This is a genomic window from Flavobacterium psychraerolatum (genome assembly GCF_025960985.1).
Classification (GTDB): domain Bacteria; phylum Bacteroidota; class Bacteroidia; order Flavobacteriales; family Flavobacteriaceae; genus Flavobacterium.
This window is the reverse complement of the sequence record NZ_JAOQMX010000004.1, coordinates 102,327-128,847: the sequence shown is the minus strand read 5'-3', so window position 1 is coordinate 128,847 and position 26,521 is coordinate 102,327. Positions and strand designations below refer to the sequence as shown.

Below are 26,521 nucleotides of genomic sequence, written 5' to 3'. Positions count from 1 at the left end.
GCTTTTTAAAACTATTGCTTAAAATATTTTTTTCTCGGTCAAATATTTCCAATACCTTTTGGGAACGTGTTGTATATGCAATTTTATATTTTTTCTTTCTTTTATATTCGTATGGTCAAAATATTCGGCCCATAACTTTTGATATTTTATCTCTGCATCATGCAAAAGTGAATTATCATTTTGGAACTTTTGAAGTACGTCTTCGTCTAGTGTCACCATTTCAGTCCCTTCAAGATTATAATAAACGCCGTATCCTCGTTTAAAATCATAAATCATCCATCTTTGATCCTGGTACCTGTTTTTAAAATGCCTAACAATTAAGGTGAGTACATTAAAATCGGGATCAATTTTTGCAAAGTACAAACCATCTTTAAGTAATTCGAATCGAATAAAAGCTTCCATACGGTGTTTTTCTCGTCCTACACTTTTTACCAATTTAGATACCTGCAAAACATCTGGATTAGAAAAGTCCTTCACTATATTATGATTCGGGTTTTGAACAGCATAGCGAACTACTCGAAAAATAAGGTTTTCGATTCCTTCAAATTCAGACAAGTAAGCATACAAGAGTTGCCTGATTCCATCTTTACCCAATTGTTTTTCCAGTTTGGTAAAAACACGATTTGATTTTTCTAAATTCGTAATGATCTCCACTCGCTCTGCAAAAAATGCATTTTGAACGAAATCCATTCGAACTATTTCAGGATCAGCATATTTAAATTCAAATATCTCAAATATTGCCGTAAACAAACCTTCTAGCGTATTATCGTAAAAAAGTTGCGTCATTTAATAAGGTTAGTTGATTGCTAAACGGGTTTTCGAATTTACTTTTGGTTTCTTTCATGATTATGTCTTTCAAATTTACAGCGTCCAATAAATCTAGACTTTTATTAGCGTTGGCAACTGCTATAAAAAACTTAGCACGATTGGTCGCAACCCCCATTTTCTTGATATGGTCTAAGGTAAGGTTTTGGAATTTTCGAGCTTGAATAATTTTGTACGCTGATTTCATTCCAATACCAGGAACTCTCAAGATCATTTCTAAGGGAGCACTTTGTAACACTAACGGAAATTTATCGATGTTTCGTAATGCCCAACCTAATTTGGGATCAACCTCTAGATCTAGAAAAGGATTGTCTTTTTCTAAAATTTCATCGGCTTTAAAACCATAAAATCGCATCAACCAATCGGCTTGATACAATCTATTCTCTCTGACCAAAGGCACCTGTGAACCTATAGGAGGCAATCTCAAATCATTGGAGATAGGAACATAGCCCGAATAGTAGACCCGCTTCATATTGAAATTGTTATAAAAATGATCGGCTACTTTTATAATTTGCAAATCAGTTTCTTGTGTGGCTCCTACAATAAGTTGCGTGCTTTGTCCCGCAGGTGCAAATTTGGGTGTCGATTTTATTATTTTTTTCTCTTCCTTATAATTTAGTATCTCATTTTTCACAAATGTCATTGGTTTGATCATTTGCTGATGACTTTTGTCTGGAGCTAACAATTTTAAACCGGACTCTGTAGGAATTTCTAAATTCATGCTTAAGCGATCGGCATATAATCCTGCTTCACGCATTAACTCATCACTCGCATCAGGAATACTTTTTAAGTGAATATACCCATTGAAGTTGTGTTCTAATCGCAATTTTTTGGCCACTCGAACTAATCGCTCCATGGTATAATCGGCATTTTTAAAAATACCGGAGCTTAAAAACAACCCTTCAATATAATTTCTTCGATAAAAACTCATGGTCAGATCAACCACTTCGTCCACAGTAAAGGCGGCCCGTTCAATATCGTTGCTCTTACGTGTAACGCAATAGGCACAGTCGTAGATGCAAAAATTGGTGAGCAGGATTTTTAATAAAGACACACACCTTCCATCCTCGGTATAGGTGTGACAAATTCCGGTTGCAGAAGAATCGCCTAAACCTTTGTTTGTGTTCTTGCGGTTACCACCACTTGAGGAACATGAAACATCGTATTTGGCAGCATCTGCAAGAATTTCTAGTTTTTCTTTAACTCTATCGTAATCCAAATTTAAAAATTTTAAGGGATACAAATTTAAGGATAAATATGCTTTACAACTCCCAAAATCAAACATTTATGATTTGTTTAAGCTTTCCAACCTTCGCATAAAATATTACACAAATTGTTAAAAACTTTACATTATATTTGCACACTTAAATACGTATCGTATTTACACTATAACAGACTGATTTACGAAGATGAAAAAAATAAGGAATTTTTGCATTATTGCACATATTGACCACGGGAAAAGTACACTTGCAGACCGTTTACTTGGGGCAACTCAAACAGTGACGGCTCGTGAGGAGAAAGCACAATTGCTGGATAACATGGACTTGGAACGGGAACGTGGGATTACAATTAAGAGTCACGCGATCCAAATGGAGTACACTTATAAAGGAGAAGAATATATCCTGAATTTAATTGACACTCCGGGACATGTGGATTTTTCGTATGAAGTTTCGCGCTCGATTGCTGCTTGTGAAGGGGCGCTTTTGATTGTAGATGCCGCACAGAGTATTCAAGCACAAACGATCTCGAATTTATATTTGGCTTTAGAAAATGACTTGGAAATTATTCCAGTTTTAAATAAAGTAGATTTACCATCTGCGAATCCTGAAGAGGTTAGCGATGATATTATTGACTTACTTGGTTGTGACTTAGAAGATATTATTCATGCCTCTGGTAAAACAGGTTTTGGTGTCGAAAATATCTTGGCAGCCATTATTGAAAAGATTCCTCCTCCAAAAGGAGATCCAGAAGAGCCATTACAAGCTTTGATTTTTGACTCACACTACAATCCGTTTCGTGGTATTGAAGTAATTTTCCGTGTGAAAAACGGACAAATTAAAAAAGGTCAGAAGATAAAATTCATGGCTACAGGAAATGAATATTTTGCTGACGAAATTGGTACGTTGAAATTAAACCAAGTTCCGAAACAAGTAATTTCGGCTGGTGATGTTGGGTACTTGATATCGGGTATTAAAGAAGCGAAAGAAGTAAAAGTTGGAGATACATTGACAGATGCAAAAAATCCAACTACAAATATAATAACTGGATTTGAGGATGTAAAACCAATGGTATTTGCTGGAATCTACCCGGTAGACACCGAAGACTACGAAGAGTTGAGAAACTCGATGGAAAAACTACAGTTAAACGATGCGTCGTTGGTGTTTTTACCTGAAAGTTCGGCGGCTTTAGGATTTGGTTTCCGTTGTGGATTCTTAGGAATGTTGCACATGGAGATTATCCAAGAGCGTTTGGAGCGTGAGTTTAACATGACAGTGATTACTACGGTTCCCAACGTTTCGTACCATGCGTATACCAAAAAAGAGCCTGACACCATTTTGATTGTGAACAATCCATCTGATTTGCCTGAACCTTCGCGTTTGGACCATGTGGAAGAACCTTTTATCAAAGCGACGATTATTACAAAATCTGATTATGTTGGAAATGTAATGAGTTTGTGTATCGAAAAACGTGGTTTGATAACCAACCAAACGTATTTGACTACGGAACGTGTTGAATTAACTTTTGACATGCCACTAGCGGAGATTGTATTTGATTTTTATGATCGATTGAAAACGGTTTCAAAGGGTTATGCTTCGTTTGATTATACGCCGATTGGAATGAGAACTTCGAACTTGGTGAAAGTAGATATTTTATTAAATGCGACTATTGTGGATGCTTTATCCTCATTGATGCACACGGACAACGCTTACTCTATTGGTAAAAAGATGTGTGAGAAGTTGAGAGAATTGATCCCAAGACAACAATTTGATATTCCGATTCAAGCGGCGATTGGTGTGAAAGTGATTTCGCGTGAAACCATCAAAGCATTACGTAAAGATGTTACCGCCAAATGTTATGGTGGTGATATTTCGAGAAAACGTAAATTATTGGAAAAACAGAAAAAAGGTAAAAAACGTATGAGATTGGTTGGAAACGTTGAGATTCCGCAAGAAGCGTTTATGGCTGTTTTGAAATTGAATGATTAATTTTTTTTAGATTTTTTAGAATAAAGAAAATAGAGAATAGAATAAAGAGAGAACCTGATGATGTAAAATTGTCAGGTTTTTTTGTTTAAAAAATTAAATAAATCACTCCTGTTGAGGTATTTAACTATTTATAAAAGGAAATATATTGATTAAACACTACAAACAATTCTATAAAAAAAGTCAATCTATTTCAATACTTATATAAGATTTAATTTATAAAAAAATAAATAAGAATCGATAAAATACATATAAAACTGCTAAAGTGTTTATTTGAGTATTTTTTTCCTATTTTTATGCTGATTAATTATTACCCCAAATATAAATCAGATGAAAAAACTATACCTACTTTTTTGTCTTGTGTTCTATACCGGAATCCTTGCACAATCAATAACCGTTGACGACAGTAGTCGTGACGCCAATCAATTAATCCAGTTACTACTAGGTAATTCGTGTACAACAGTATCTAACATTTCGATTTCATCAAATCAATCAACGGCTTATTTCAATAACAACTCCTCCTCTTTTCCTATAAATGAAGGAGTAATTATTCGAAATGGAATTGCAAAACATACTGAAGGACCTTATACTGGACTAAATCTGAGCAGTGAATTGAATACTAATACTGATCCTGACTTACAAAAAATTAGTAATAGTACGGGACAAAATATCCCTATTACAGATGTTGCTTACTTGCAATTTGATTTTGTTCCTTTGTCAAATGAATTTAGTTTTGATTTTCTATTTGCTTCGAATGAATATGGTGAGTACCAATGCGGTTTTAGTGATGTTTTTGCATTTCTACTAACTGACCTAGATGAGAATACAACCCAGAACTTAGCCATTGTCCCAGGGTCAAGCGATCCAATATCGGTGAAAAACATTAGAGATAACAAATACAACTCCTCATGTGCTTCTGTAAACTCCAATTTATTTTCGACTTACACTGTTTCTGACCCTTTATCATCTACCTTAAACATGAGAGGTTACACGCAAGTACTAACCGCTTCGGCAACTATTACTCCCAATCATTTGTACCGTATTCGTTTAATGATAGGCGATGCAAATGACTCTAATTACGACTCTGCAGTATTTTTACGCTCTGGTAGCTTTACAACCAATGCTGACCTAGGTCCAAATCAAACTATTTGTGAAGGAAATACGGTAGAAATCAAAACAGGATTAACCGACCCAAAATACCATCACGTTTGGAAAAAAGATGATCAAATCATCATTGGAGAAAATAAAGAATCCTTGATGGTGACTCAGGCAGGTACTTATGAAGTAGTAATTGAACAAGTAGGAACTAGCTGCGTGATTACCGACAAAATAATTTTCTCAAATTTAAAAACAAATAACTCAATAGATTTAAGAAACTGTAATTCTGGAGCAGCGACCTACATATATGACTTAACAACCAATAATGCTAAAAAACTAGCAATAGACGAAACCAAATATGAATTATTCTACTACGAAACCTCTGCAAATGCACAAACAAATACTAAAGCTATCGAAAACCCTCAAACCTATGAAAACATTGGAGAACAAACAATTTATATCAAAATAAAAAACAAAACGACAAATACCTTCTGTAATTGGATTCAGTCATTTCAATTATTACTTGATACGCCTGCTTTACCCAAAAAGCCGAACAATATCGAAATATGCGATAACACTACAGGGAACAAAATTAATTTACTAATAAACAATAGTATTATCCTTAATGGTCAAGATCCAGATACATATACCATAAGTTACCACAGTAGCCCAGAAGATGCGGCTACCGATAGCAATGCCCTACCTTCAAATTACACCGTAACTTCATTTCCTAAGGTCAATACAGTTTGGGTAAGGATGACCAATATATTAAGCAAAAATTGTTTCAACATTACTTCGTTTGATATCATTGTAAACCCAAAACCATTAGTAGATAGACTTGAAAAAGTGATAGAATGCGTCAGTTACACACTTCCCCCGCTAACTAATGGTAACTACTATACGGAAAGTGATGGTAAGGGAACCATGCTACATGCTGGTGATCTTATAGAAACTAGTGGTACCTTTTATATTTATAGTATTTCAGGTGATAGTGCTTGCACTAACCAATCTACTTTTAATGTCATAATAAGCAATGAATACTCCATTCCATTGGACTATTGCGGTGTTTTCATCGTACCAGATCCATCAATAGGAAACTTCTATACCAATAGTGGGGGGCCTGATGGAACTGGAACACTACTTCCAACAGGAACTAAAATTACTACCAACCAAACGGTATATTATTATGCTGTTGTAAACGGAAGTATCTGCACAGATGATAGTTATGCCATCAACATACTTCCATTACCTATTTTAGACCCTACACCCAATGTTGTAACTTGTAACAGCTATAAATTACCCATATTATCTCATGGCGAATACTACACAGCTAGCGATGGATTAGGTGAAAAACTTTCTGCTGGAACAGTTATAACAAAATCTCAATCTATATATGTTTATTCTAAACAGGCAAACTGTGCTAATCAAAATATATTTAATGTAACAATCATCCCTAGTGTAATTGACCAACCCTCCTGCGGAAGTTATAAACTTCCCGATTTACCTACTGGTAAATATTACACAGAGCCTGAAGGTGCAGGATCATCGATCCCTTTTGGCACGACCATTACAGAGTCAACTACAATATATATTTATGCAAACACTACGATTATCCCAAATTGTACAAACAATATGTTTTTTAAAGTTAACATCAAGCCTATTCCAATAGTAGATCAAATAAAGAATGTTCTGCGTTGTAAAGAAGATCCTTATGTTTTGAGCACACTGATTCATGGCGATTATTTTACGGGCCCAAATAGAACCGGTATACACCTCAAAGAAGGAGATCAAATCACTAATTCAAAAACCATATATATAAACAACATAGTAGATGGATGTACGAATGAATCTAGTTTTAAGGTCGAAATAAGAGAGCTTCCAAAACTAACAATCATTACTGATGTTACGACTTGTAAATCGTACAAAATCCCTACTGTTTCGGATGGTTTGTTCTACAGTGAATCGAAAGGTAAAGGAAAATTAATAGCCCCCGGCACCATCATTACTCAAACACAAGTAATTTATTTATATAATAAATGGCCTGACTTAAGTTCTTGTGATAATGAGAATGCTATCAACATTAACATTATTGGTATTAAGGTTGATAACCCTGTAAACGTAAAAACATGTAACAGCTACACATTACCTGCTTTAACTAGCGGAAATTATTATACTCAACCTGGAGGAAAAGGAACACTCCTAAATGCTGGAAGCATTATTCCTAGCACCCAAAAACTTTATATCTATGGTAAAAATGGCACACGATTTATTTGTGAAGATGAAAATGAATTTATCATAACCATTTCTAAAACTCCCAATTTGCTCCAACCCTCTGATATAGCCATTTGTAATTCCTACACACTTCCTGAACTTACGGAAGGGAATTATTATGAAAAATCAAATGGAAGCGGAACAAAATATTTTGCAGGAGATGAGATAAAAAAAGACCAAACTTTATATGTCTATGCAACAGCAACAGATAACATAAACTGTTTTGACGAAAAGAAATTTAATATCACTATTTACCCTTTAAATAATTTAGAGTTAAAAAATGGCGTAATATGTGTTGATTACAAAACAGGAGAATTACTTAATCCTGCATACATAGACTCAGGGTTGGACCCTATAAAATATACCGTTGACTGGCTCTTAAATGGAGAATTGGTAGGTACAGGGTCTGATTTTATAGCAACTCAAGAGGGAACTTATGATGTGGATATCACCAAAAACGTACCAGATATAGGTAATGATTGTGGGTATAATCCAACTAGCTTTAATATAATAAAATCTAGTCCTGCAATTGCTAATATTAATGTTTCAGATTCATTTACGGATAAAATTGATGTTACAGCAATTGCAATTCTAGGATACGGAAGCTATGAATTCAAGTTGGATGATGGATCTTACCAAGAAAGTCCCATTTTCAAAAACATAAATTCTGGAGAACATTCTATTTCAATAATTGACAAAAAAGGGAATTGCAATCCAACTATTATCACTGCAATAGTCTTGAATCATCCAAAATTTTTCACACCAAATAATGATGGCTACAATGACTTTTGGAATATTCCGGAATTAGCATCACAGCCCAATGCCGTAATCTCTATTTTTGACCGATATGGAAAACTAATCACTCAACTTAACCCCTCCTCCAACGGATGGGATGGAAGATACCACAATACTGAATTACCTTCCGACGATTATTGGTTTGTTGTTAATTATAATTTTGAAAAAACAAGCAAAATATATAAATCTCATTTTAGTCTAAAGAGATAAAAAAACTATTAAAAATTAACATAACCCTACTATAATTTAATTAATATTATTTTGAAACCCACTCAAAAAGGCGTTGAGCGTCCTCACGTTTGAACAACTGCGTACCTTCATTCATTGTTGCAGCAGAGCCACAAGCAACACCCCAACGAATGACATCCTCTAGACTTTTATTTTCTGACAATGCCCAAGTGATACCACCCACCATACTATCTCCTGCGCCTACGGTACTTTTTTTGGCAACATTGGGAGCAGGCACATATTGATACAAATCTTTAGTAACAAGAACTGCGCCTTGCGGACCAAGAGAAACAACAATAATTTCAGCACCACCAGTTGCTATAATTTGCTTTGCTGCATGATTAACTTCATCCATTTCTAGATTATCAACTCCAACAAGTTTGGCTAATTCTCCAACATTAGGTTTTATCAAATATGCCCCTATTTCTATAATTTTGGACAATGCCTCTCCCGATGTATCTACGATAAGTTTTGAATTGTTTTTCTTAGCAATTTGTGCTACTTTTTGATAAAAATCTGATGACAAACCTTCATTCAAACTTCCACTAGCAACCAGATATTTTGCTTTTTGATTTTCTATTGTTTTCAAAATTGCTTCCACTTCAGAAGCTTCGATTCTACCACCCGAAAAGCCAAAACGATATTGTAAATTGGTATGATCGTCCACTGCAACAAAACTTTCTCTTGTCCATGTTTGCACTGGAATTGCTTTAGAAAAAATATTTTCTTTAACCACTAGGTCTTCCAAAATTTTACCCGTTGCTCCCCCCGAAGTATAGACTGCTAATGATGTACCTCCTAAGCGAGAAATAGCTTTTGAAACATTAATTCCGCCCCCACCAGCATCAAATCTGGGTTCGTCACATCGAATCTTTTGTTCGGAAATTAATCCTTTAAAATGAGTACTTTTATCTAATGCTGGATTTACGGTAAGAGTAACTATATCTATTGCGTTCATTTGTTTTATAATTTTATAACTTAAAGGTGCAAAAAAATACCCAATAACCATAAATTTTAAAGCAACTATTTCTTTGTATATTTGCAGTCTTAATTTTATATAAAATTATTTTAGTTACTAAAACTAAAACTCACTCCATACAGAAACAATGATAGAAGATAAAAACCCGCAACGTACTAGTATAGCTCAGTTAGGCGAATTTGGATTAATTGAACATTTGACAAAAAACTTTGAAGTAAATCAACCTTCAACCCTGAAAGCAATTGGAGATGACGCAGCTGTTTTAGATTTTAAAGACAAAAAGGTAGTCGTTTCTACAGACCTTATGATCGAGGGTGTTCATTTTGACTTAGCATACATGCCTCTGAAGCATTTGGGATACAAAGCTGTCGTCTCAAATGTTTCTGACATTTGTGCTATGAATGCCAAAGCAACCCAAATTACAGTTTCTATTGCAGTTTCTAACCGTTTCCCATTGGAAGCATTAGAAGAATTATTTGCGGGAATTACGCTTGCCGCTAATGAATACAAGGTAGATGTAATCGGAGGTGATACCACTTCCTCTCAAAAAGGACTAATTATTAGTATCACTGTTTTGGGAGAAGCAGATGCTGAAGAAATTGTTTATCGAAATGGTGCCAAATCTTCTGACTTATTGATTGTAACTGGTGATATAGGCGCAGCTTATATGGGGTTACAAGTTTTGGAAAGAGAAAAACAAGTTTTTCAAGTAAATCCAAATGCACAACCTGATTTGGACGCTTATACTTATTTAATTGAACGTCAATTAAAACCAGAAGCTCGCAAAGATGTGCGTACATTATTGCATGCATTAGAAATTAAACCCACTTCAATGATTGACATTTCAGATGGTTTATCGTCTGAGATCATGCACCTCTGCAAACAATCTAAAGTAGGTTGTAATCTATATGAAGACAAATTACCACTTGACCCGCAATTAATTAGTGTATGTGAGGAGTTTGATATTGATAGTACAACTGTTGCTATAAACGGTGGAGAAGATTATGAATTACTTTTTACAATAGCCATGGAGGATTTTGAAAAGATAAAAGCAAATCCAAACTTTTCAATCATTGGACATATGGTTCAAGAAAGTGAAGGGATCCATTTGGTGACTCGAGCAAACACCAAAATAGCCTTAAAAGCAAGAGGTTGGAATGCTTTGAGTGAATAACACGATTATTCCATCTACACAAAAGCCGCAAATTCAAAAAAGATATCTTTTTTGAATTTGCGGCTTTTTCTATTTTTATAGGCAATTAAAAAATCAACCCCTTACTTTTTGCTTCCTTAACTAATTCATTATCTTTTTTATCAACTACATTTAATATTTTTTTTAAATTTATGATGCGAGATTCTATAGCATTCAAAGATATCGGAATAAATTGTGGGATATTCTTCAATTTTGTTCCTTTGGATAAATGAAATAAAATTTGCTTATCGAATAAGTCAATTTCAATAGCGTTATCATGCGACTCCAACATCTCCAAAATAGACTTACTATAATACATTTTACCTTTTATTACTTTATCAAAAGCATGTAATAATTCATCAAATGTTAAGTCATTTTTGATGATTAACCCCATTGGATTAACCCCATTTATCATTGTTTTTAATTTTAAAAACTCAGTAAACATGGTTAACATTATAATTTTACAATCAGGAGAGTGTTTCAAAATTAATTTCGCCAAATCTTCACCTGAATACAAATTCATAGATTCATATGATGGCATACTTATGTCTAGAAAAGCAATATCAAAGTCAGCATGTGGATCTACAATAGCATTGTAGCCAGACTCGCAATCCTTAGCTTCAGAGATAAAAAAATCGTAATCATCAGGTTGATACCGCGTTATTGCATTTTTATATCCCTGAATAATGAACGGATGATCATCAACGATTAATATATTTTTATGTATTTTGTTAGAAACTGGTTCAATAGTCATCTTTTTAATGTGGTATTTGTTTTTGCTCTAATGGTATTATAACCGTAATTTTTGTACCTATATTTTTATTCGACATAACATATAATTCGCCTTGACACTCTTTAGCTCTTGAAATCATATTCTGTAATCCGATTCCTTTTTTCTTCATTTTTGTATTAAAACCTGCTCCATCATCTGCAATTTCCAAACTTATATTACCATTGATTTTTAATAATTCAATTTTAATAGTTTTTGCATTAGCATATTTATTACAATTTTGAAGCGATTCTTGAATAATTCGAAACAAATTTACTTTGATTAAGTTGGTCAAATCATCCCAATGAATTGTACGATCGATTTTTGTAATTAGTTTTGTTGGAAAAGTTTTTCGCTGTTCTTCAAATAAATTATCAACTATCGCTACGAAGTTATTAATTAATTCCGATTTTTCCCTATTCATCTCATGAGAAATTTCACGAATATCCTGTTCTACTTTTTTTAATTCAATAATATACTCTTTTCTTTGCGAAATTGCAAGATCATCATTAAAACTATTTAACCCTTCAAGATTCATTCTTACCCCAAACATTCTTCCCAAAACACCATCGTGTAATTCTTGAGCAACTCGTTTTTTTTCCATAACTCGACTGGTATCAATCATATTTTGTTGATTGATAATCAAGTTATAGATATATTCATTTGCTTGCTGTTGTTGTTGCTTGTATAAAAGCACTTTATGCTTTGTTCCTTGCGATTTTACAATATACAAAAACAAAGCAATGATTATAAAGAAGCCGAAGAGGTAAATTAAATTACGATTCTTGAGTTCAAGGGTTGAATATTCTCCTTTAATTTTATCTGTCTCATACTCAATTCGAGTGAATTTATTTCCCATGGAACGCTCTGCTTTTTGGAGACTGTCGTTTATGCGTAGGTATTCTGAGGTATAAGCACCTGCTTTTTTGGGTTGCAATAAAGCTAATTGTTTTAATGGGACTAATTCGTAACGGTTATTGTTTGATTTTTTGGCAGTTTCTAAAGCATCAAGACCTAAGGATATTGCAGTAACTGTGTCTTTTTCAAAAGCATAAAATTCGGATAAATGAACCTTGTTAATTATAATACCCGTTTTTACATTTAATTTATTTCTAATTTTCAAAGCTTCTTCGAACAATCTCATTACTCCTTTTGTTTGTCCGATTTTAAATTTGGAATAAGCCAAATTATCTAAAAGCATTGCATATACTGACGGTTGGTTAATTAATAAATTTTCTTGACTCAATCCCTTTTCAAAATACACGATTGCTTTTTCATTATTCTTCATTGTTTGATAGACCAATCCCATATTATTTAAAGACATAGCTCTAGGCTGCAATATAGAGGAATTTATATCGTCATCAATAATAGCATATGCTTTTGCATTGTATTCTATCGCTTTAGCAAATTCCCCTAAATCATTATAAAGAATTCCTAATAAGTTGTAACAATCAAAAATTAAATCTTTACCATCCTTACCTTTCACCGCTCTTAATGCATTAAAAACTGCTATTTCACTCCCCAAATAATCACTTAAATTATATTGTAAAAAAGCTTTATTATACCTGGTACGTCCTAAGTTATAAAAATCATTACTAGTCAAAAATAGTTTTTCGGCCTTAAAATAGAAAGTATAAGCACTATCTGGTTTTATAATTTCTCCATAATAATCCCCCAGGTAAGAATAAGCTTTAGCTAAACATAAAGTATCATCAGCTTGCTTAGAATTATTAATTAATGTACGTACAGTCTTTTCATAATCTAACAATTTATTCAGATTATAAAAGCGGTTAGCAATTCTAATTAAGTTAACCCGATGTATAGAATCATTTTCTTGATTCATCACTATATTATAAGCTCTTTGTGTGATTTGAAATCTTCGAGATGTTGAAACCGTTTGATCATTAGCTAGATCAAAATAATTTATTAGACTATCTTTTAAAGAATCTTCTACCTTGTAGGTAGATTTCTTTTTTGAGCAACCTGCAAGAATTAATAGAAATAGAAGTATGTATGTTTTTTTCAACAATGATTAAGTTTTGAATCAAAAATACTAAATAAAATCAATACGCATAAAAAAAGCTATCAATTTGATAGCCTTTAATGTATATTAAACAGAGTTGGTTAATCTAGTTTTGTACTTCTTGCTGCACCTGATCCTGATACATCTAACTTTGTACTTCTTGCTGCACCTGATCCTGATACATCTAACTTTGTACTTCTTGCTGCTCCTGATCCTGACACATCTAATTTTGTACTTCTTGCTGCTCCAGAACCTGACACATCTAATTTTGTGCTTCTTGCTGCTCCAGAACCTGAAACCTCTACACTATTTCCACCAACGTTACCTGAACTACTTACCGTCTCAACAGTTGTGAATGAAGTTAAAACCATTACTAACGAGAATAATCCTGATACTAAAATTGACTTTTTCATAATTTGAGTTTTATATGTTTATATTGTTTTACATGTTATAAGAGTTGGGCGTTTATCGCTTTATCTTGATGTAAAACTACACAGGAATACATTATAAATCAGCAATTTAAAGAACTCAATGGTAGAATACACTTGTTTGATAGTGAATGGATATGAAATCTTGGTAAATGAATGTTATTTAGATTTCGAGGTAATTACCATTTGAAATCTTACCAATAATTAAGTCTATATTTATTTTATAAGATCTGGAGAATGGCAATTTTATTACCGAATTCTTGATAAAACAAATAGCATTACCTGTATGTATTCTAGAAATATAATTACTATTTACGATATAACTATTGTGAATGCGCACAAAAGGATAAGACATTAACCCTTCAAAATGTTTTAAAGTTTTAAAAGCAGTAATCATTTCTCCGTTATTCAAGTGAATATCGGTAGAGTTATTGTCTGCCTGAAAATAAGTAATATCCCTTGAGTCAATGTACCTGTAGTCACCATATGATTTAATACAAAGTATAAATGGAGTCTTAATCCCAGTTACTTTGGATAAATTAAGTACCGGTTTGCAGGATGTTGCGTCTTCAACATGGTCTATTGATTCAACAGTATCTTGAACTAAAGCTACCTTTTCAATTTTTAGTAGCAACTTCGTTAAATGGATTTTAGTAACCGGCTTTAAAATATAATCTGTTACACCATATTGAATAGCGTCAAAAGCCAAGTCTTTTTTTGAAGTAGTAATAATGATTTTCGGAACAACTTTAAGGAAACTAGAGATGTCATTAATCAGTTGTAAAGACAAATTACTATTTTTATTTTTAGGGTCTATCTCTAGAAAAACAATTTTGGGACGAGACTCAAGTATCAAATCAAGACCACTTTCATGATCATGTGCTGAACCCAAATAGGAAAGTTCCGAAAAACTATCTGTGATAGTTTTCGTTATTTCAGCACTTTTTATATTGTCATCAATAATAATGTACGTAAGATTCATTTGTAGTTTTTCACAATTGGTTATATAAAGCAACTGCAGACAAAGCAAAATATATTGTGTTCAACTTTAGCCTGACAATAAACGTAGTTTTGCTAAAAACTAAACACTTATTTTACTTATACACTCAAAAAATCCTATTTCATATTTAGAAACAACACTATCCACACTATTATTAAAATTCAATAAGAAAAATGAGTACTAATTTTTTCCGTTAAATTACAAATAAATCAGATTAAAAACGATTGTTTTCAAAATTTAGTATAAAATTTGTACACCCATAAAAATCATGTATTTGAACTGACAAAAAAAAGCTTCCTTTATCAGGGAAGCCTTCTGTATAATTTGTGGTAGTATTTACATTTTCATTAACCAATTTTTCATTGCAACTTCATCTTCAATGATTGATTTTAAATCGGCGATCGCTACACGATCTTGTTTCATCGTATCTCTATGACGAATGGTCACTGTTTGATCTTCGATAGTTTGATGATCGACTGTAATACAAAAAGGTGTACCAAGCGCATCTTGCCTTCTATAACGACGTCCTACGGCATCTTTTTCATCATAAGCTACATTGAAGTCCCATTTTAAATCTTCTATGATTTTGTGAGCGATATCAGGTAACCCATCTTTTTTAACTAATGGTAAAACAGCTGCTTTGGTTGGAGCCAAAACTGCTGGAAGTTTCAGTACAGTTCTACTTGATCCGTCTTCAAGAACTTCTTCTTTTAAGGACGTGGCAAAAACAGCCAAGAACATTCTGTCCAATCCTAATGAAGTTTCAACAACATAAGGAACATAATTCTTATTCAACTCAGCATCAAAATACTGTAGTTTTCTACCAGAATGTTGCTCGTGTGCTTTTAAATCAAAATCAGTACGCGAGTGGATCCCTTCTAGCTCTTTGAAACCAAATGGAAAGTTAAACTCAATATCTGCTGCTGCATTTGCATAATGCGCTAATTTTTCATGATCATGAAAACGATAATTTGCTTGACCCAACCCTAATGACAAATGCCATTTTAAACGAGTCTCTTTCCAATATTCGTAATGCTTCATTTCTTCTCCTGGACGTACAAAAAACTGCATTTCCATTTGTTCAAATTCACGCATACGAAAAATAAACTGTCTTGCTACAATCTCGTTTCTAAAAGCCTTACCAGTTTGAGCAATACCAAAAGGAACTTTCATTCTTCCTGATTTTTGAACGTTCAAGAAGTTTACAAAAATACCTTGGGCGGTTTCTGGTCGCAAATACAAGTCCATTGCTGAGTCTGCAGAGGCTCCCAATTTAGTACCAAACATCAAGTTAAATTGCTTAACGTCTGTCCAATTTCTCGAACCTGTTTCTGGGTCTGCAATTTCCAATTCTTCTATCAAAGCTTTTACATCCGCAAGATCATCGCTCATTCCTTTTGCAAGCCTTTCCAAAATTTGTCTTTCTTTGGCTAGATATTCAACCACACGGGGATTAGTTGTTATAAATTCTTCTTCGTTGAAAGCATCTCCAAAACGAGCTTTAGCTTTTTCGATTTCTTTTTTAGCTTTCACATTAAGCTTTTCAGCATAATCTTCTACCAAAACATCTGCTCTATATCTTTTTTTGGAATCTTTATTATCAATTAATGGATCGTTAAAAGCGTCTACGTGACCAGAAGCTTTCCAAGTGGTTGGATGCATTAATATAGCAGCATCAAGGCCAACAATATTATCATTCATTTGAACCATGGATTTCCACCAATATTCACGGATGTTCTTTTTCAATTCAACACCATTCTGTGCGTAATCATATACTGCACTTAAACCATCGTAAACTTCGCTTGACGGAAAAATAAAACCGTACTCTTTTGCATGCGAAACTACATTCTTAAAAATATCTTCTTGTTTTGCCATACTGCAAAAATATAAAAAGTGTACTTAAAAAAAAGAAAATTGTTAAAGATTGAATGCCTGATTTTCATATTTTTATAAATAAATACATTCCTCCATGCTAAAATCGATTTTAAACTTATTTTTTCCACCCATTTGTACAGGATGCAAGAACTTGCTGCTTCCAAATGAGAAGATAATTTGCACGGTATGCCGACATGAAATTCCAGTTACCAACCATCATTTACTACATGAAAATGAAGCCATGGGTAAATTTTATGGCCGAATTGACCTCCAACATGCATCTGCTTTATTTTATTTTCATAAAAAAGGAATCGTACAAGAGTTAATTCATAATTTAAAATACCGTGGCCACCAAGAAATTGGCGTACTAATTGGCGAGTGGTATCTAATGGATTTAAAGAAAATAAAAGCTTTGGATACGGTCGATTTTATTATTCCAGTTCCAATTCATCCAAAAAAAAGAAGATCCAGAGGTTATAACCAAGTAAGCTCGTTTGCGGAAACGCTTTCAAAAGGATTGCAAATTGAATGTAAAAACGATATACTAATTCGAACAAAGTACACCAAAACACAATCCAAGAAAAACCTTTTGGGTAGATCTGAAGCAATTCAAAATGCCTTTGATGTTACTTTTTCAGAACAACATCATCACAAACATTTCATTCTTGTTGATGATGTACTCACTACTGGCGCAACATTGGAGGCATGTTGTCGCGCCATGCAAAAAATCCCAGGCACAAAAATTAGTATTGTGTGTATGGCAATCGCTCAATAATCTACCGTTCCTTATTATTGTTGTCTTACATAACTATCAAAGTACCCACATTCCGCAATAACTTCTTGATAATATTTAGTATTGGAATACTTAGTATATAAGTTTTTAAATCCATTCCAAGCAAGGAAATTTATTCCGTCGTTACGTACTTCCCAATAACTATGTATCCCTTTATACTTATTGACGAAATAATCACTTCGTTCACATTTGGCCAATAAAAAATTACACTTAGCTTTTTGCTCGTCCGTTTCTGCTGCCATAAGTGCTTTTTTATAGTACATTTGGGACTGAGCAGTATTGGTAACCATTTTACGAATTTTATCTCTAAATTCAAACTCAGTATACCCATAACCTACAATATTCGATTCATAAAAACTCCTTGCATTTCCGTAGTGAGACATATTATAAAAAGCATTTCCTAGCAATAAAGCGTTGGGATACACCTCTTCATTTGCAGCCAGTTTGTTTTGCATAATCAACATCGTAGCTAGAAAATCTAATTTCGAATATTTTTTCTTTTGATATACCATATGATCACAATCGTGGCAATCCTTTATGGTTCCATTAAATGGATTTCCATATAAATTATAGTTTTGAACGGGTCCTGCTTCTTTCATTAAAGTAATAGCCTCTGGAATTTTATTATCAAATGCAGATTTTATAGCCTCATATTCCACAATATCTGCCCATTTTACATCATAAATTTTGACAGCAATGTTTTCAAAATCTGATTTCTTATTCTTTTCCAAGAAAGCTTTCATGGCTAGCAAATTACTTTCGTTGTCATAAAAATTAGTATTACGAACGAACAACTCAGCAAGCACTGGTTTATTGGCCGTTTTGAATAAAGTTGAAATGTAATTTTTACTCCAGTTAATAGCATTTTCAAACCTAAAATCGTCTATTTTTAATTTGTAAATCTCAAAATACAACCAATTCAGTTCTTTACTAATTTCTTTTTGATTCAGTTCTGTAATGGTATTCACTTTACTCAGATTATTGACAAAACGAAGCAAACGCAATTGATTGATTGCCAAAGGAGTTTTAGTCGAATATTTATCAGCTTTGGCAAAATAAATATCGGCTTGTTTGTAATTAGAGGTTAAAGTAGCCAAATAACCTGCTGCAGTATTCCACAAAAAAGGATTTTTCACAATTCCAGCATCTGCAATCTTATATACTAAAGCTGTTCCAGTGGAACTCAAACTATCTTTTGTACTTTTCTTATTTTCTGAAACTGTAATTTTTTCAAAAGAACGATTTGCTTTTAACTCCGAGCGATTCACCAATCGGGTCAAAAGATAATCCAAATGGCTACTTTTTGGATTTAATTCATAGATATGCTCAATTGCTTTTTCTTCATTGGTATAATAACCAAAAAGTGCCCACAGTGCTGCTTTTTCGTCATTTGTTTTTGCCATATCCAACGACATCAACCAGTCCGTTTCATTTTGGGGATGAAAACAATAGGCTGTTACCACACGCATGGGAGGACATTGATCAAAAACTTGACTGTATTGATAATTAGATAGCGCATATTTTTTTTGCTTATAGTTCACTCCAGCTACATAAGAAAAGGCCCTATAATACAAAGTATTTTTGGGCATTATAGCCGTTGTAGCCTGAAAAAAATCATTGGCGTTTTTATACTCATCGCTATAGAAATATGTTTTGATGATTTGAAACCAATACCTATTTTTTAAAAAAGCATCAGTAGTGCTGTTATATTTTTTTAATAAGGACGGAAGTATTCTTGAACCTTTAAACACTTTTTTGACAACAGGTTCATAAGACCAATACTCATTATTTATAGAAATAGCTTCTAGCTGTTGCGCCAGTTCCAAAAAATGTATAAATTCAACAAATCGTTTGTTTGTTAAATCAATTTTATTTTTCCACTTTTCAACTGTACGATTTGTTTTTTTAGTCGTAAAGAAGGAATCCAATTGCTTTACATCAACTGCACTTGAGTCAATTAAAAAATATTTCACTTCGGCAGTCTTCGCTACACCTTTCAAATAAGTAGACCAATCCTGTACGATCTCATCATTGAATCTTGAGTTGTGCTCCCTATCAAAACCGTCACCATAAAAAATATCCGTTGACAAAAATAAGGAACGATAGGATTGATCAACAAATGTCTCGGGTGCAAAGTTGGAATCAAAGGACCATCCCCAATCATCACCCCCACCACAGGCATAGATTGTACCGTATACCAATGCCAATGCGGCACTAAAAGCGACTAGTAACTTCTTGAAAGATATTTTTTTCATATTGTTGTATATTGAATTCATCTAAATCGTAAAAAATTATTTCTTTGGGCTGTTGAGATTTAGCATCGTTTAAGTCATCTGCCATTTCTTTTAAATCATTAGTAACAATAGTTTCTAGTTTGAGTAAGTCGCCTTGTCTATAATAAACGCCCGCTTTATAATTGTCTTTTGTAACTTTATAAAAAATATTATTTAATGACTTAAAATGAGAATCCTTATCTAAATTTTCTCTGCGCAACTTATTTCTTAGTCCCATAACTTTTCCATCTCTAATATGAATTGACCACGAAAAGATAGGCAAGGCAAAGTTAAGTGGCAAAGGATATTTTTTTAAACTTGATAAATATCGTGCTGCGATTTGTTGATCATAAATAGAAATTGCAGAATCTGGTGCAATGGTTCCCATATTATAATACATTAATACACCTGAATCTACTTCTGGGATTTTGGTTTTTTTATAATATTTCACTTGATGCAATCGTATGGTTGCTGAGAGTTTTTTTGGACTCACTTTTTTCAAAACATTTATAAACCGCAAATAGTTATTTTGACTTTGCAAACTCCAATCACAATCAATTTGAATTTCAGAACAGTTCAGGTTATTTTTGGTATTAATCTGGGTAATAAAATTACTTACTTTATTAGCTAAGTCCTCTACGTTTGTATTTTTCTCTAGCAATACCCTGTTCTTAATATAAATTACTGGAACGATTGTAAACTCATTAGGCACCTCTTCAAAATGAATGGGAGAAACTGGAAATGGTTTTTTATTTGAATCTAAATCAATATCACAATAACGGATATATAATTTTGTCACCATATTGTCTTTTAACACCTCTTTTTCTAGTTTCGAAAGTTTAAAAACTGTTTTCCAATAATAAAAAGAAACTAAAGGTTTGTCATGAGAGGTACAGGAACACAAAATAAGTACTAAAAATACAAACCACTTTTTACTCAATTTTTTATTTTTTATTTTAAGGAGATAAAAATAGCTTTTTATTTATCTATAAATGAATGTATGTCGCTTTTTTTTGCGTGAAGGATAGCAGTGGAGCTCTTTTTTATCTTGCTTTTTTGCAAGATAAAAAAAGCGGGAACGGATAGCCTGACCCGCTTTTTTCAGCGGGGCACGCCCAAATTATTTATTTTCTCACTTTGTTATGGAGGAGAATATAACTACTAGAATTAGTTAAAAAACTAGAAAATGAAAAATGTTTACATAAATTATAACAAACTTCTAGTTCGGTTTGTAAACATAATTCCATAAATTTGGATAATAAAATCAATAATAACTTAAAAAAAATACATCATGGCTTTTGAATTACCACAATTACCGTATGCGTATGACGCTTTGGAACCACATATTGATGCTAGAACAATGGAAATTCACCATTCTAAGCACCATAATGCTTATACTACCAATCTAAATGCAGCTGTTGCTGGAACAGATATGGAAGGAAAAACAATCGAAAACATTCTTATAAACCTTGATATGGCTAATGGAGCTGTTCGTAACAATGGTGGTGGTTATTATAACCATAACCTGTTTTGGACTGTAATGACTCCAAACGGTGGCGGACTTCCTACTGGAGATTTGCTTGCTGCAATTGAAGCTGCTTTTGGATCTTTTGAAGACTTTAAAGGTAAATTCAGCAAAGCGGGTGCAACTCAATTTGGTTCTGGATGGGCTTGGTTATGTGTTCAAAAAGGTGGAAAATTAGACGTTTGTGGAACACCAAACCAAGATAACCCATTGATGCCAGGTGTCGGTTGTGGTGGAACTCCAATCTTAGGAATGGATGTTTGGGAGCACGCTTACTACTTGAACTACCAAAACAGAAGACCTGATTATATTGAAGCATTCTTCAGTGTAATTAACTGGACAGAAGTTTCTAGAAGATATGCTTCTGAAAAATAAGAAAACAAATAAGATTAAATTATTTTTTTACATCAACAATAATTTATTCTTTGAAAACAAAAAGTCGGATGAACTGTATAGTTCATCCGACTTTTTTTATGAGTTATAATCTCTAACACTCTAGATTCCTTGACTTTATTCCAATAAAAAAGGTGGAATTGCTTCCACCCTTTTTGCCCCAAATCTACCATAAACTTAACCTACTAATGTTATGGTTCTTCAAATATATATTAGTTAGTTGCTTAAAACAAAACTTTTAGACAAACAGCTTATAAAGCCGATTAATTACCTAATAAGCTCTAGCATCTTTTCCTTCATAAAAATTCATGAAAGCCCTATTAACCACTCTGTTACCACCAGGAGTAGGATAATCTCCAGTAAAATACCAGTCTCCTAAATTCTTAGGACAAGCGATATGTAAATCTTCTACAGTTTGGAAAATAATTTTCACTTCGGCGTTAATCTCAGGTGAGCTTAACATCTCAGCAATCTTATCCGAAACCTCTTGTGGCTCAAATTGATCATATATAGCTGTAACATAATTCACTACATCTGTATCCTTGAAGTTTTCTTGTGCTTTACATTTCACATACACCTCATCTACAATATGATATAGGTTTCTTTCTTTCAAAAGCTCTAAAGCCGCTTTAAAAGCAATCAATCCCTCTAGTTTTGCCATATCAATACCATAACAATCCGGGAAACGAATTTGTGGGGCAGAAGAAACAATTACGATCCTTTTTGGCCCCAAACGATCCATCATTTTGATAATACTCTTTTTTAGAGTTGTTCCTCGAACAATACTATCATCAATAATCACAAGGTTGTCTGTTGCTTTGATCACACCATATGTTACATCATATACGTGCGCTACCAAATCATCACGGCTACTATCCTCTGTAATAAAGGTTCTTAACTTAGCATCTTTGATTGCTACTTTCTCGGTACGAATTTTAACTTTTAAGAGCTCTTTTAAGCTATCTTCAGTAAGAGTGTGTCGATTCTCTAAAATGTAATCATTTTTTCTTTGGTTCAAGAAATCCTGAGCCGCCTCTACCAATCCGTAAAAAGAAGTTTCTGCTGTATTTGGAATATATGAAAAAACTGTGTTGTCTGTATCTTGATCGATAGAATCTAAAACAGCAGGCAAAATTAATTTTCCAAGTGTTTTTCTTTCTTGATAAATCTCAGCATCGCTTCCTCTAGAGAAATAAATACGTTCAAAAGAACAAGATTTTTTTACGGTAGGCGTCAAGATTTCTTTCATAGAAACCTGTCCGTTTTTCTTAATAATCAAAGCATTTCCTGGATCAATTTCCTGTACTTTTTCAAACGGAATATTAAATACGGTTTGAATTACAGGTCTTTCAGATGCCACAACTACTACTTCATCATCTTGATAATAATAAGCGGGTCTAATTCCTGCTGGATCTCTAAATACAAATGCATCTCCATGACCTAATAATCCAGCCATAGCATATCCACCGTCCAAATTTTTGGAAGAACGAGCCAAAATTTTGGCCACGTCTAGCCTTTCAGCAATGATAGGTGAAGCATCTTGTTTTGAATACCCTTCAGTTTTACAATCTTGATACAATTGCATTACTTCCTTATCTAGGAAGTGCCCAATTTTTTCCATAATCGTAACCGTATCCGCCATTTCTTTTGGATGTTGCCCTAGTTCAACTAAATTTTGAAAAAGTTCTTTAACATTTGTCATATTAAAGTTCCCTGCCAAAATAAGATTACGGTGCATCCAGTTACTTTGTCTTAAAAACGGGTGAACACTTTCAATACTATTTTTCCCGAAAGTACCATAACGAACGTGACCCAAAAACAATTCTCCTATATAAGGAATGTTTGCTTTTTGCGCCGCTACATCATCAGCATATTCTGGATGATTAGCCATTTCCTCATTAATTCTTTCATTAATCTGAGCAAATACATCTTGTATTGGTTGTGCTTGATTGGAACGAACTCTGCTAATGTATCTCTCACCAGGTTCTACATCCAATTTAATACTTGCAAATCCAGCGCCATCTTGTCCGCGATTGTGCTGTTTCTCCATCATAAGATACATTTTTTGTATCCCGTAAAATGCAGTTCCGTATTTTTCCTTATAAAATTCAAGCGGTTTAAGTAGTCTAACCAATGCTATTCCACACTCGTGTTTTAATGCGTCGCTCATTGCAGTATATTTGTAGTATTATTATTTAAAAAATCATCTATAAAACAAAAAAGCCCCGTTTATGGGACTTTAAAGCATTATAATTCTATATCAAATTGTGTCAAGGATTTAAATCGCTTCAATCTCGCAACAACTTCTTTTTTATCTAAATCAACCATTCGTTCTGTACCAAATTTCTCTACACTAAAGGAAGCGAGATTTGAACCATAGATGATTGCATTTTTCATATTCTCAAAAGATACATTTTTACTCTGTGTAATGTACCCTGTAAATCCTCCTGCAAAAGTATCTCCTGCCCCTGTTGGATCAAAAACTTCTTCTAACGGTAATGCTGGAGCAAAGAACACTTCCTCATTATGAAACAATAGCGCTCCATGTTCTCCTTTTTTGATCACCACATACTGAGGTCCCATTTTTTGAATTTTGGCAGCTGCTTTAACCAATGAATATTCACCAGAGAGCTGTCTAGCTTCTTCATCATTGATGGTGATTACATCTACTCTTTTTATAACTTCTAATAATTCTGGCAAAGCACAATCCATCCAGAAATTCATCGTATCCAAAACTATTAATTTTGGTTTTGAAATCAATTGATCCAAAACTCCGCTTTGTACTAATGGATGTAAGTTCCCTAACATCACAACATCGGCATTCTTATAATTTTCTGGAACTTTTGGTTGAAAATCTGCTAACACATTTAATTGTGTATCCAAAGTATCTCTAGAATTTAAATCATTGTGGTAGCGTCCACTCCAAAAAAATGTTTTTCCACCCTTAACCACTTCAAGTCCAGAAATATCAATATTTCTTGAGGTTAATAAATCTAAATATTCCTGTGGAAAATCATCTCCTACAACAGAAACAATAGCAGATTGTAAATTAAAAAAAGCAGCCGAAAGACCTATATAAGTTCCCGCGCCCCCTAATATTTTATCAGTTTTTCCAAAAGGAGTTTCAATGGCGTCGAAAGCGACTGTTCCAACAATCAATAATTTGTTCATTTTGCGAATTTCGAATTAAGGTGCAAAGATAAACTTTAGTTTAGAAGTTTTAAAGTTTCTAACTTTAAAGTTTCTATAAAAATTTCGTTCCTTCTTTCTCATAAAAAGCATCGATTGAAAGTGGTTTAGTTTGCGATGCCATCACTGCCAATTCATCACATCTTTCATTTTGAGGATGATTATTATGACCTTTAACCCATTTAAAATCAATTTGGTGTTTACGATAAACAATCAAAAAACGTTTCCATAGGTCTGGATTTTTCTTCCCTACAAATCCTTTTTTCTCCCATCCAAACACCCACTTTTTAACTACAGAATCAATAACGTATTTTGAATCTGAAACAACCAAAACTTTTGTTTTAGGGTTTTTCAACTTTTCCAACCCAACAATTACACCCAACAATTCCATACGGTTATTGGTCGTATGTCGAAAACCTTCAAAGAATTCCTTTTTATAAGGTGTCCCTGCTTTTTCCATTACCACACCATAACCTCCATTACCAGGGTTTCCTTTGGCTGCACCGTCGGTATATATAAGGACATCATAACTCATTATACTTACTTTGTTTTTAATTCTAATAATCCTGCAATAACTTCTGGGAAATATTTAAACTCTAACTCATGAATTTTTGTCGCTACATCTTCAGCTGAATCATCTCCAGCTACCTGAAAGCTTTTCTGAAAAATCACACCACCTTCATCATAATTCTCATTTACGTAATGAATTGTGATACCCGATTCCTTTTCTTTATTCTCTACAACCGCTCTATGAACATTCATACCATACATCCCCTTCCCACCATATTTTGGCAACAATGCAGGATGTATATTAACGACTCTATTAGGATAGTCTGCAATAATATTTTCGGGAAATTTCAATAAAAAACCAGCCAAAACAATTAAATCCGGTTGCAGTAGTGCTATTTTTTGTAAAAATTCACTTTCAAATAACTGGGATTTAGAAAAAACTTCAACCTGAATGTTATATTTCTTTACACGTTCAATCACTCCCGCATTAGGGTTATTTGTAAACACTCCTACAACAGTAGCTTCATCATTAATATTGAAATATTTTATAATATTTTCAGCGTTTGAGCCAGAACCTGAAGCAAAAATCACAATTTTTCTCATTATTCACACAATTAATTAAAGCACAAAAAACGGAATAAAAAATGAAAACAAATAACTAAATCATGTCTTTGTTTGAATTTATTTTATAAATTAGCTGACACATTTATTCACATATTGATTGTTTTAAAATAAAGTTTTTTATTTTTGCGGTCAAATTAAATTCTAAAATTAAAGATTATGTCAGACATTGCATCAAGAGTAAAAGCGATTATCGTAGACAAATTAGGCGTTGACGAAAACGAAGTTGTAACAGAAGCAAGCTTCACTAATGATCTAGGAGCTGATTCATTAGACACAGTTGAGCTTATTATGGAATTCGAAAAAGAATTTGATATCCAAATTCCAGATGATCAAGCAGAGAACATTGCTACTGTTGGTCAAGCTATTTCTTATATCGAAGAAGCTAAAAAATAATAAATTTTACACCCGTATACATTTACATGTATACGGGTGTTTTATTATTTAAAAATTATGTAATCCAGATTGAATTTCAATCAATAAAGGTATATACAATTATTACCCACTGCTTTTTTGTAACAATACAGTAAA

20 protein-coding genes are annotated in these 26,521 nt (G+C 33.3%); 6 read left to right on the top strand and 14 right to left on the bottom strand.

All coding sequences use genetic code 11. From position 1 onward, the window contains the following. Positions 1–18 precede the first annotated feature (18 nt). Together M2326_RS03080 and M2326_RS03075 are read right to left on the bottom strand one after the other, a co-directional pair. Positions 19–786 carry a TIGR03915 family putative DNA repair protein gene (locus M2326_RS03080; RefSeq protein ID WP_264618085.1) on the bottom strand — a complete coding sequence of 256 codons (768 nt, stop codon included), beginning with the start codon at positions 784–786 and terminating at the stop codon, positions 19–21. Then, the gene (locus tag M2326_RS03075) at positions 764–2,044 is read right to left on the bottom strand and encodes a putative DNA modification/repair radical SAM protein (RefSeq protein ID WP_264618084.1); all 1,281 of its coding nucleotides are present in this window, start codon (positions 2,042–2,044) and stop codon (positions 764–766) included. Before M2326_RS03075 ends, M2326_RS03080 begins: the two co-directional genes overlap by 23 nt. Positions 2,045–2,234: 190 nt before the next feature. On the opposite strand from M2326_RS03075, the gene lepA reads away from it, so the two are divergent. Then, positions 2,235–4,031 (top strand): translation elongation factor 4, encoded by a 1,797-nt coding sequence (gene lepA / locus M2326_RS03070; RefSeq protein ID WP_264618083.1) that lies wholly within the window; start codon positions 2,235–2,237, stop codon positions 4,029–4,031. A 327-nt stretch (positions 4,032–4,358) separates the two neighbouring features. Then, positions 4,359–8,402: a T9SS type B sorting domain-containing protein gene (locus M2326_RS03065; RefSeq protein ID WP_264618082.1), complete on the top strand. Its 4,044-nt coding sequence runs from the start codon at positions 4,359–4,361 to the stop codon at positions 8,400–8,402. A gap of 46 nt (positions 8,403–8,448) precedes the next feature. On the opposite strand, the gene M2326_RS03060 is transcribed toward M2326_RS03065, so the two are convergent. Further along, the gene (locus tag M2326_RS03060; protein WP_264618081.1) at positions 8,449–9,378 is read right to left on the bottom strand and encodes a 1-phosphofructokinase family hexose kinase; all 930 of its coding nucleotides are present in this window, start codon (positions 9,376–9,378) and stop codon (positions 8,449–8,451) included. A 148-nt stretch (positions 9,379–9,526) separates the two neighbouring features. On the opposite strand from M2326_RS03060, the gene thiL reads away from it, so the two are divergent. Further along, entirely contained in the window at positions 9,527–10,573 is a 1,047-nt protein-coding gene (thiL, locus tag M2326_RS03055) for a thiamine-phosphate kinase (RefSeq protein WP_264618080.1), read from the top strand. Between the two features lie 85 nt (positions 10,574–10,658). Here thiL and M2326_RS03050 read toward each other — a convergent pair whose 3' ends face one another. The 5 genes from M2326_RS03050 to M2326_RS03030 all read right to left on the bottom strand — a co-directional run bounded on the left by M2326_RS03050 (position 10,659) and on the right by M2326_RS03030 (position 16,686). Then, entirely contained in the window at positions 10,659–11,345 is a 687-nt protein-coding gene (locus M2326_RS03050) for a response regulator (protein WP_264618079.1), read from the bottom strand. 4 nt (positions 11,346–11,349) lie between these two features. Continuing rightward, the gene (locus tag M2326_RS03045) at positions 11,350–13,386 is read right to left on the bottom strand and encodes a tetratricopeptide repeat-containing sensor histidine kinase (protein WP_264618078.1); all 2,037 of its coding nucleotides are present in this window, start codon (positions 13,384–13,386) and stop codon (positions 11,350–11,352) included. 98 nt (positions 13,387–13,484) lie between these two features. Further along, complete coding sequence (locus M2326_RS03040; protein ID WP_264618077.1) at positions 13,485–13,796, bottom strand: 3-oxoacyl-ACP reductase; 312 nt, start codon at positions 13,794–13,796, stop codon at positions 13,485–13,487. 178 nt (positions 13,797–13,974) lie between these two features. After that, positions 13,975–14,793, bottom strand: coding sequence for a LytR/AlgR family response regulator transcription factor (locus tag M2326_RS03035; RefSeq protein ID WP_264618076.1), 819 nt, complete (start codon positions 14,791–14,793; stop codon positions 13,975–13,977). A 354-nt stretch (positions 14,794–15,147) separates the two neighbouring features. Continuing rightward, entirely contained in the window at positions 15,148–16,686 is a 1,539-nt protein-coding gene (locus M2326_RS03030) for a glycine--tRNA ligase (RefSeq protein WP_264618075.1), read from the bottom strand. A 94-nt stretch (positions 16,687–16,780) separates the two neighbouring features. Between M2326_RS03030 and M2326_RS03025 the strand changes: the two genes are divergently transcribed. Further along, positions 16,781–17,461, top strand: coding sequence for a ComF family protein (locus tag M2326_RS03025; RefSeq protein WP_264618074.1), 681 nt, complete (start codon positions 16,781–16,783; stop codon positions 17,459–17,461). A gap of 14 nt (positions 17,462–17,475) precedes the next feature. Here M2326_RS03025 and M2326_RS03020 read toward each other — a convergent pair whose 3' ends face one another. Next, positions 17,476–19,734 (bottom strand): hypothetical protein, encoded by a 2,259-nt coding sequence (locus tag M2326_RS03020; RefSeq protein ID WP_264618073.1) that lies wholly within the window; start codon positions 19,732–19,734, stop codon positions 17,476–17,478. After that, a complete protein-coding gene (locus M2326_RS03015) occupies positions 19,694–20,692 on the bottom strand; it encodes a hypothetical protein (protein ID WP_264618072.1) in 999 nt (332 codons plus the stop codon). The genes M2326_RS03020 and M2326_RS03015 overlap by 41 nt, the downstream gene beginning before the upstream one ends. A 351-nt stretch (positions 20,693–21,043) precedes the next feature. Between M2326_RS03015 and M2326_RS03010 the strand changes: the two genes are divergently transcribed. Then, positions 21,044–21,652: a superoxide dismutase gene (locus M2326_RS03010; protein WP_264618071.1), complete on the top strand. Its 609-nt coding sequence runs from the start codon at positions 21,044–21,046 to the stop codon at positions 21,650–21,652. A gap of 289 nt (positions 21,653–21,941) precedes the next feature. Here the strand turns inward: M2326_RS03010 and M2326_RS03005 are convergent, their stop codons facing one another. From M2326_RS03005 to purN, 4 genes are all read right to left on the bottom strand, one after another. Continuing rightward, the gene (locus tag M2326_RS03005; protein WP_264618070.1) at positions 21,942–23,840 is read right to left on the bottom strand and encodes an amidophosphoribosyltransferase; all 1,899 of its coding nucleotides are present in this window, start codon (positions 23,838–23,840) and stop codon (positions 21,942–21,944) included. A gap of 77 nt (positions 23,841–23,917) precedes the next feature. Next, positions 23,918–24,841, bottom strand: a complete 924-nt coding sequence (locus tag M2326_RS03000; protein WP_264618069.1) for a PfkB family carbohydrate kinase — start codon at positions 24,839–24,841, stop codon at positions 23,918–23,920. 73 nt (positions 24,842–24,914) lie between these two features. Continuing rightward, a complete protein-coding gene (gene rnhA / locus M2326_RS02995) occupies positions 24,915–25,394 on the bottom strand; it encodes a ribonuclease HI (RefSeq protein ID WP_264618068.1) in 480 nt (159 codons plus the stop codon). A 5-nt stretch (positions 25,395–25,399) separates the two neighbouring features. Then, entirely contained in the window at positions 25,400–25,972 is a 573-nt protein-coding gene (gene purN, locus M2326_RS02990; protein WP_264618067.1) for a phosphoribosylglycinamide formyltransferase, read from the bottom strand. 177 nt (positions 25,973–26,149) lie between these two features. Here purN and M2326_RS02985 point away from each other — a divergent pair, with 177 nt between their 5' ends. Next, entirely contained in the window at positions 26,150–26,386 is a 237-nt protein-coding gene (locus M2326_RS02985; RefSeq protein WP_007137004.1) for an acyl carrier protein, read from the top strand. Positions 26,387–26,521 lie beyond the last annotated feature (135 nt).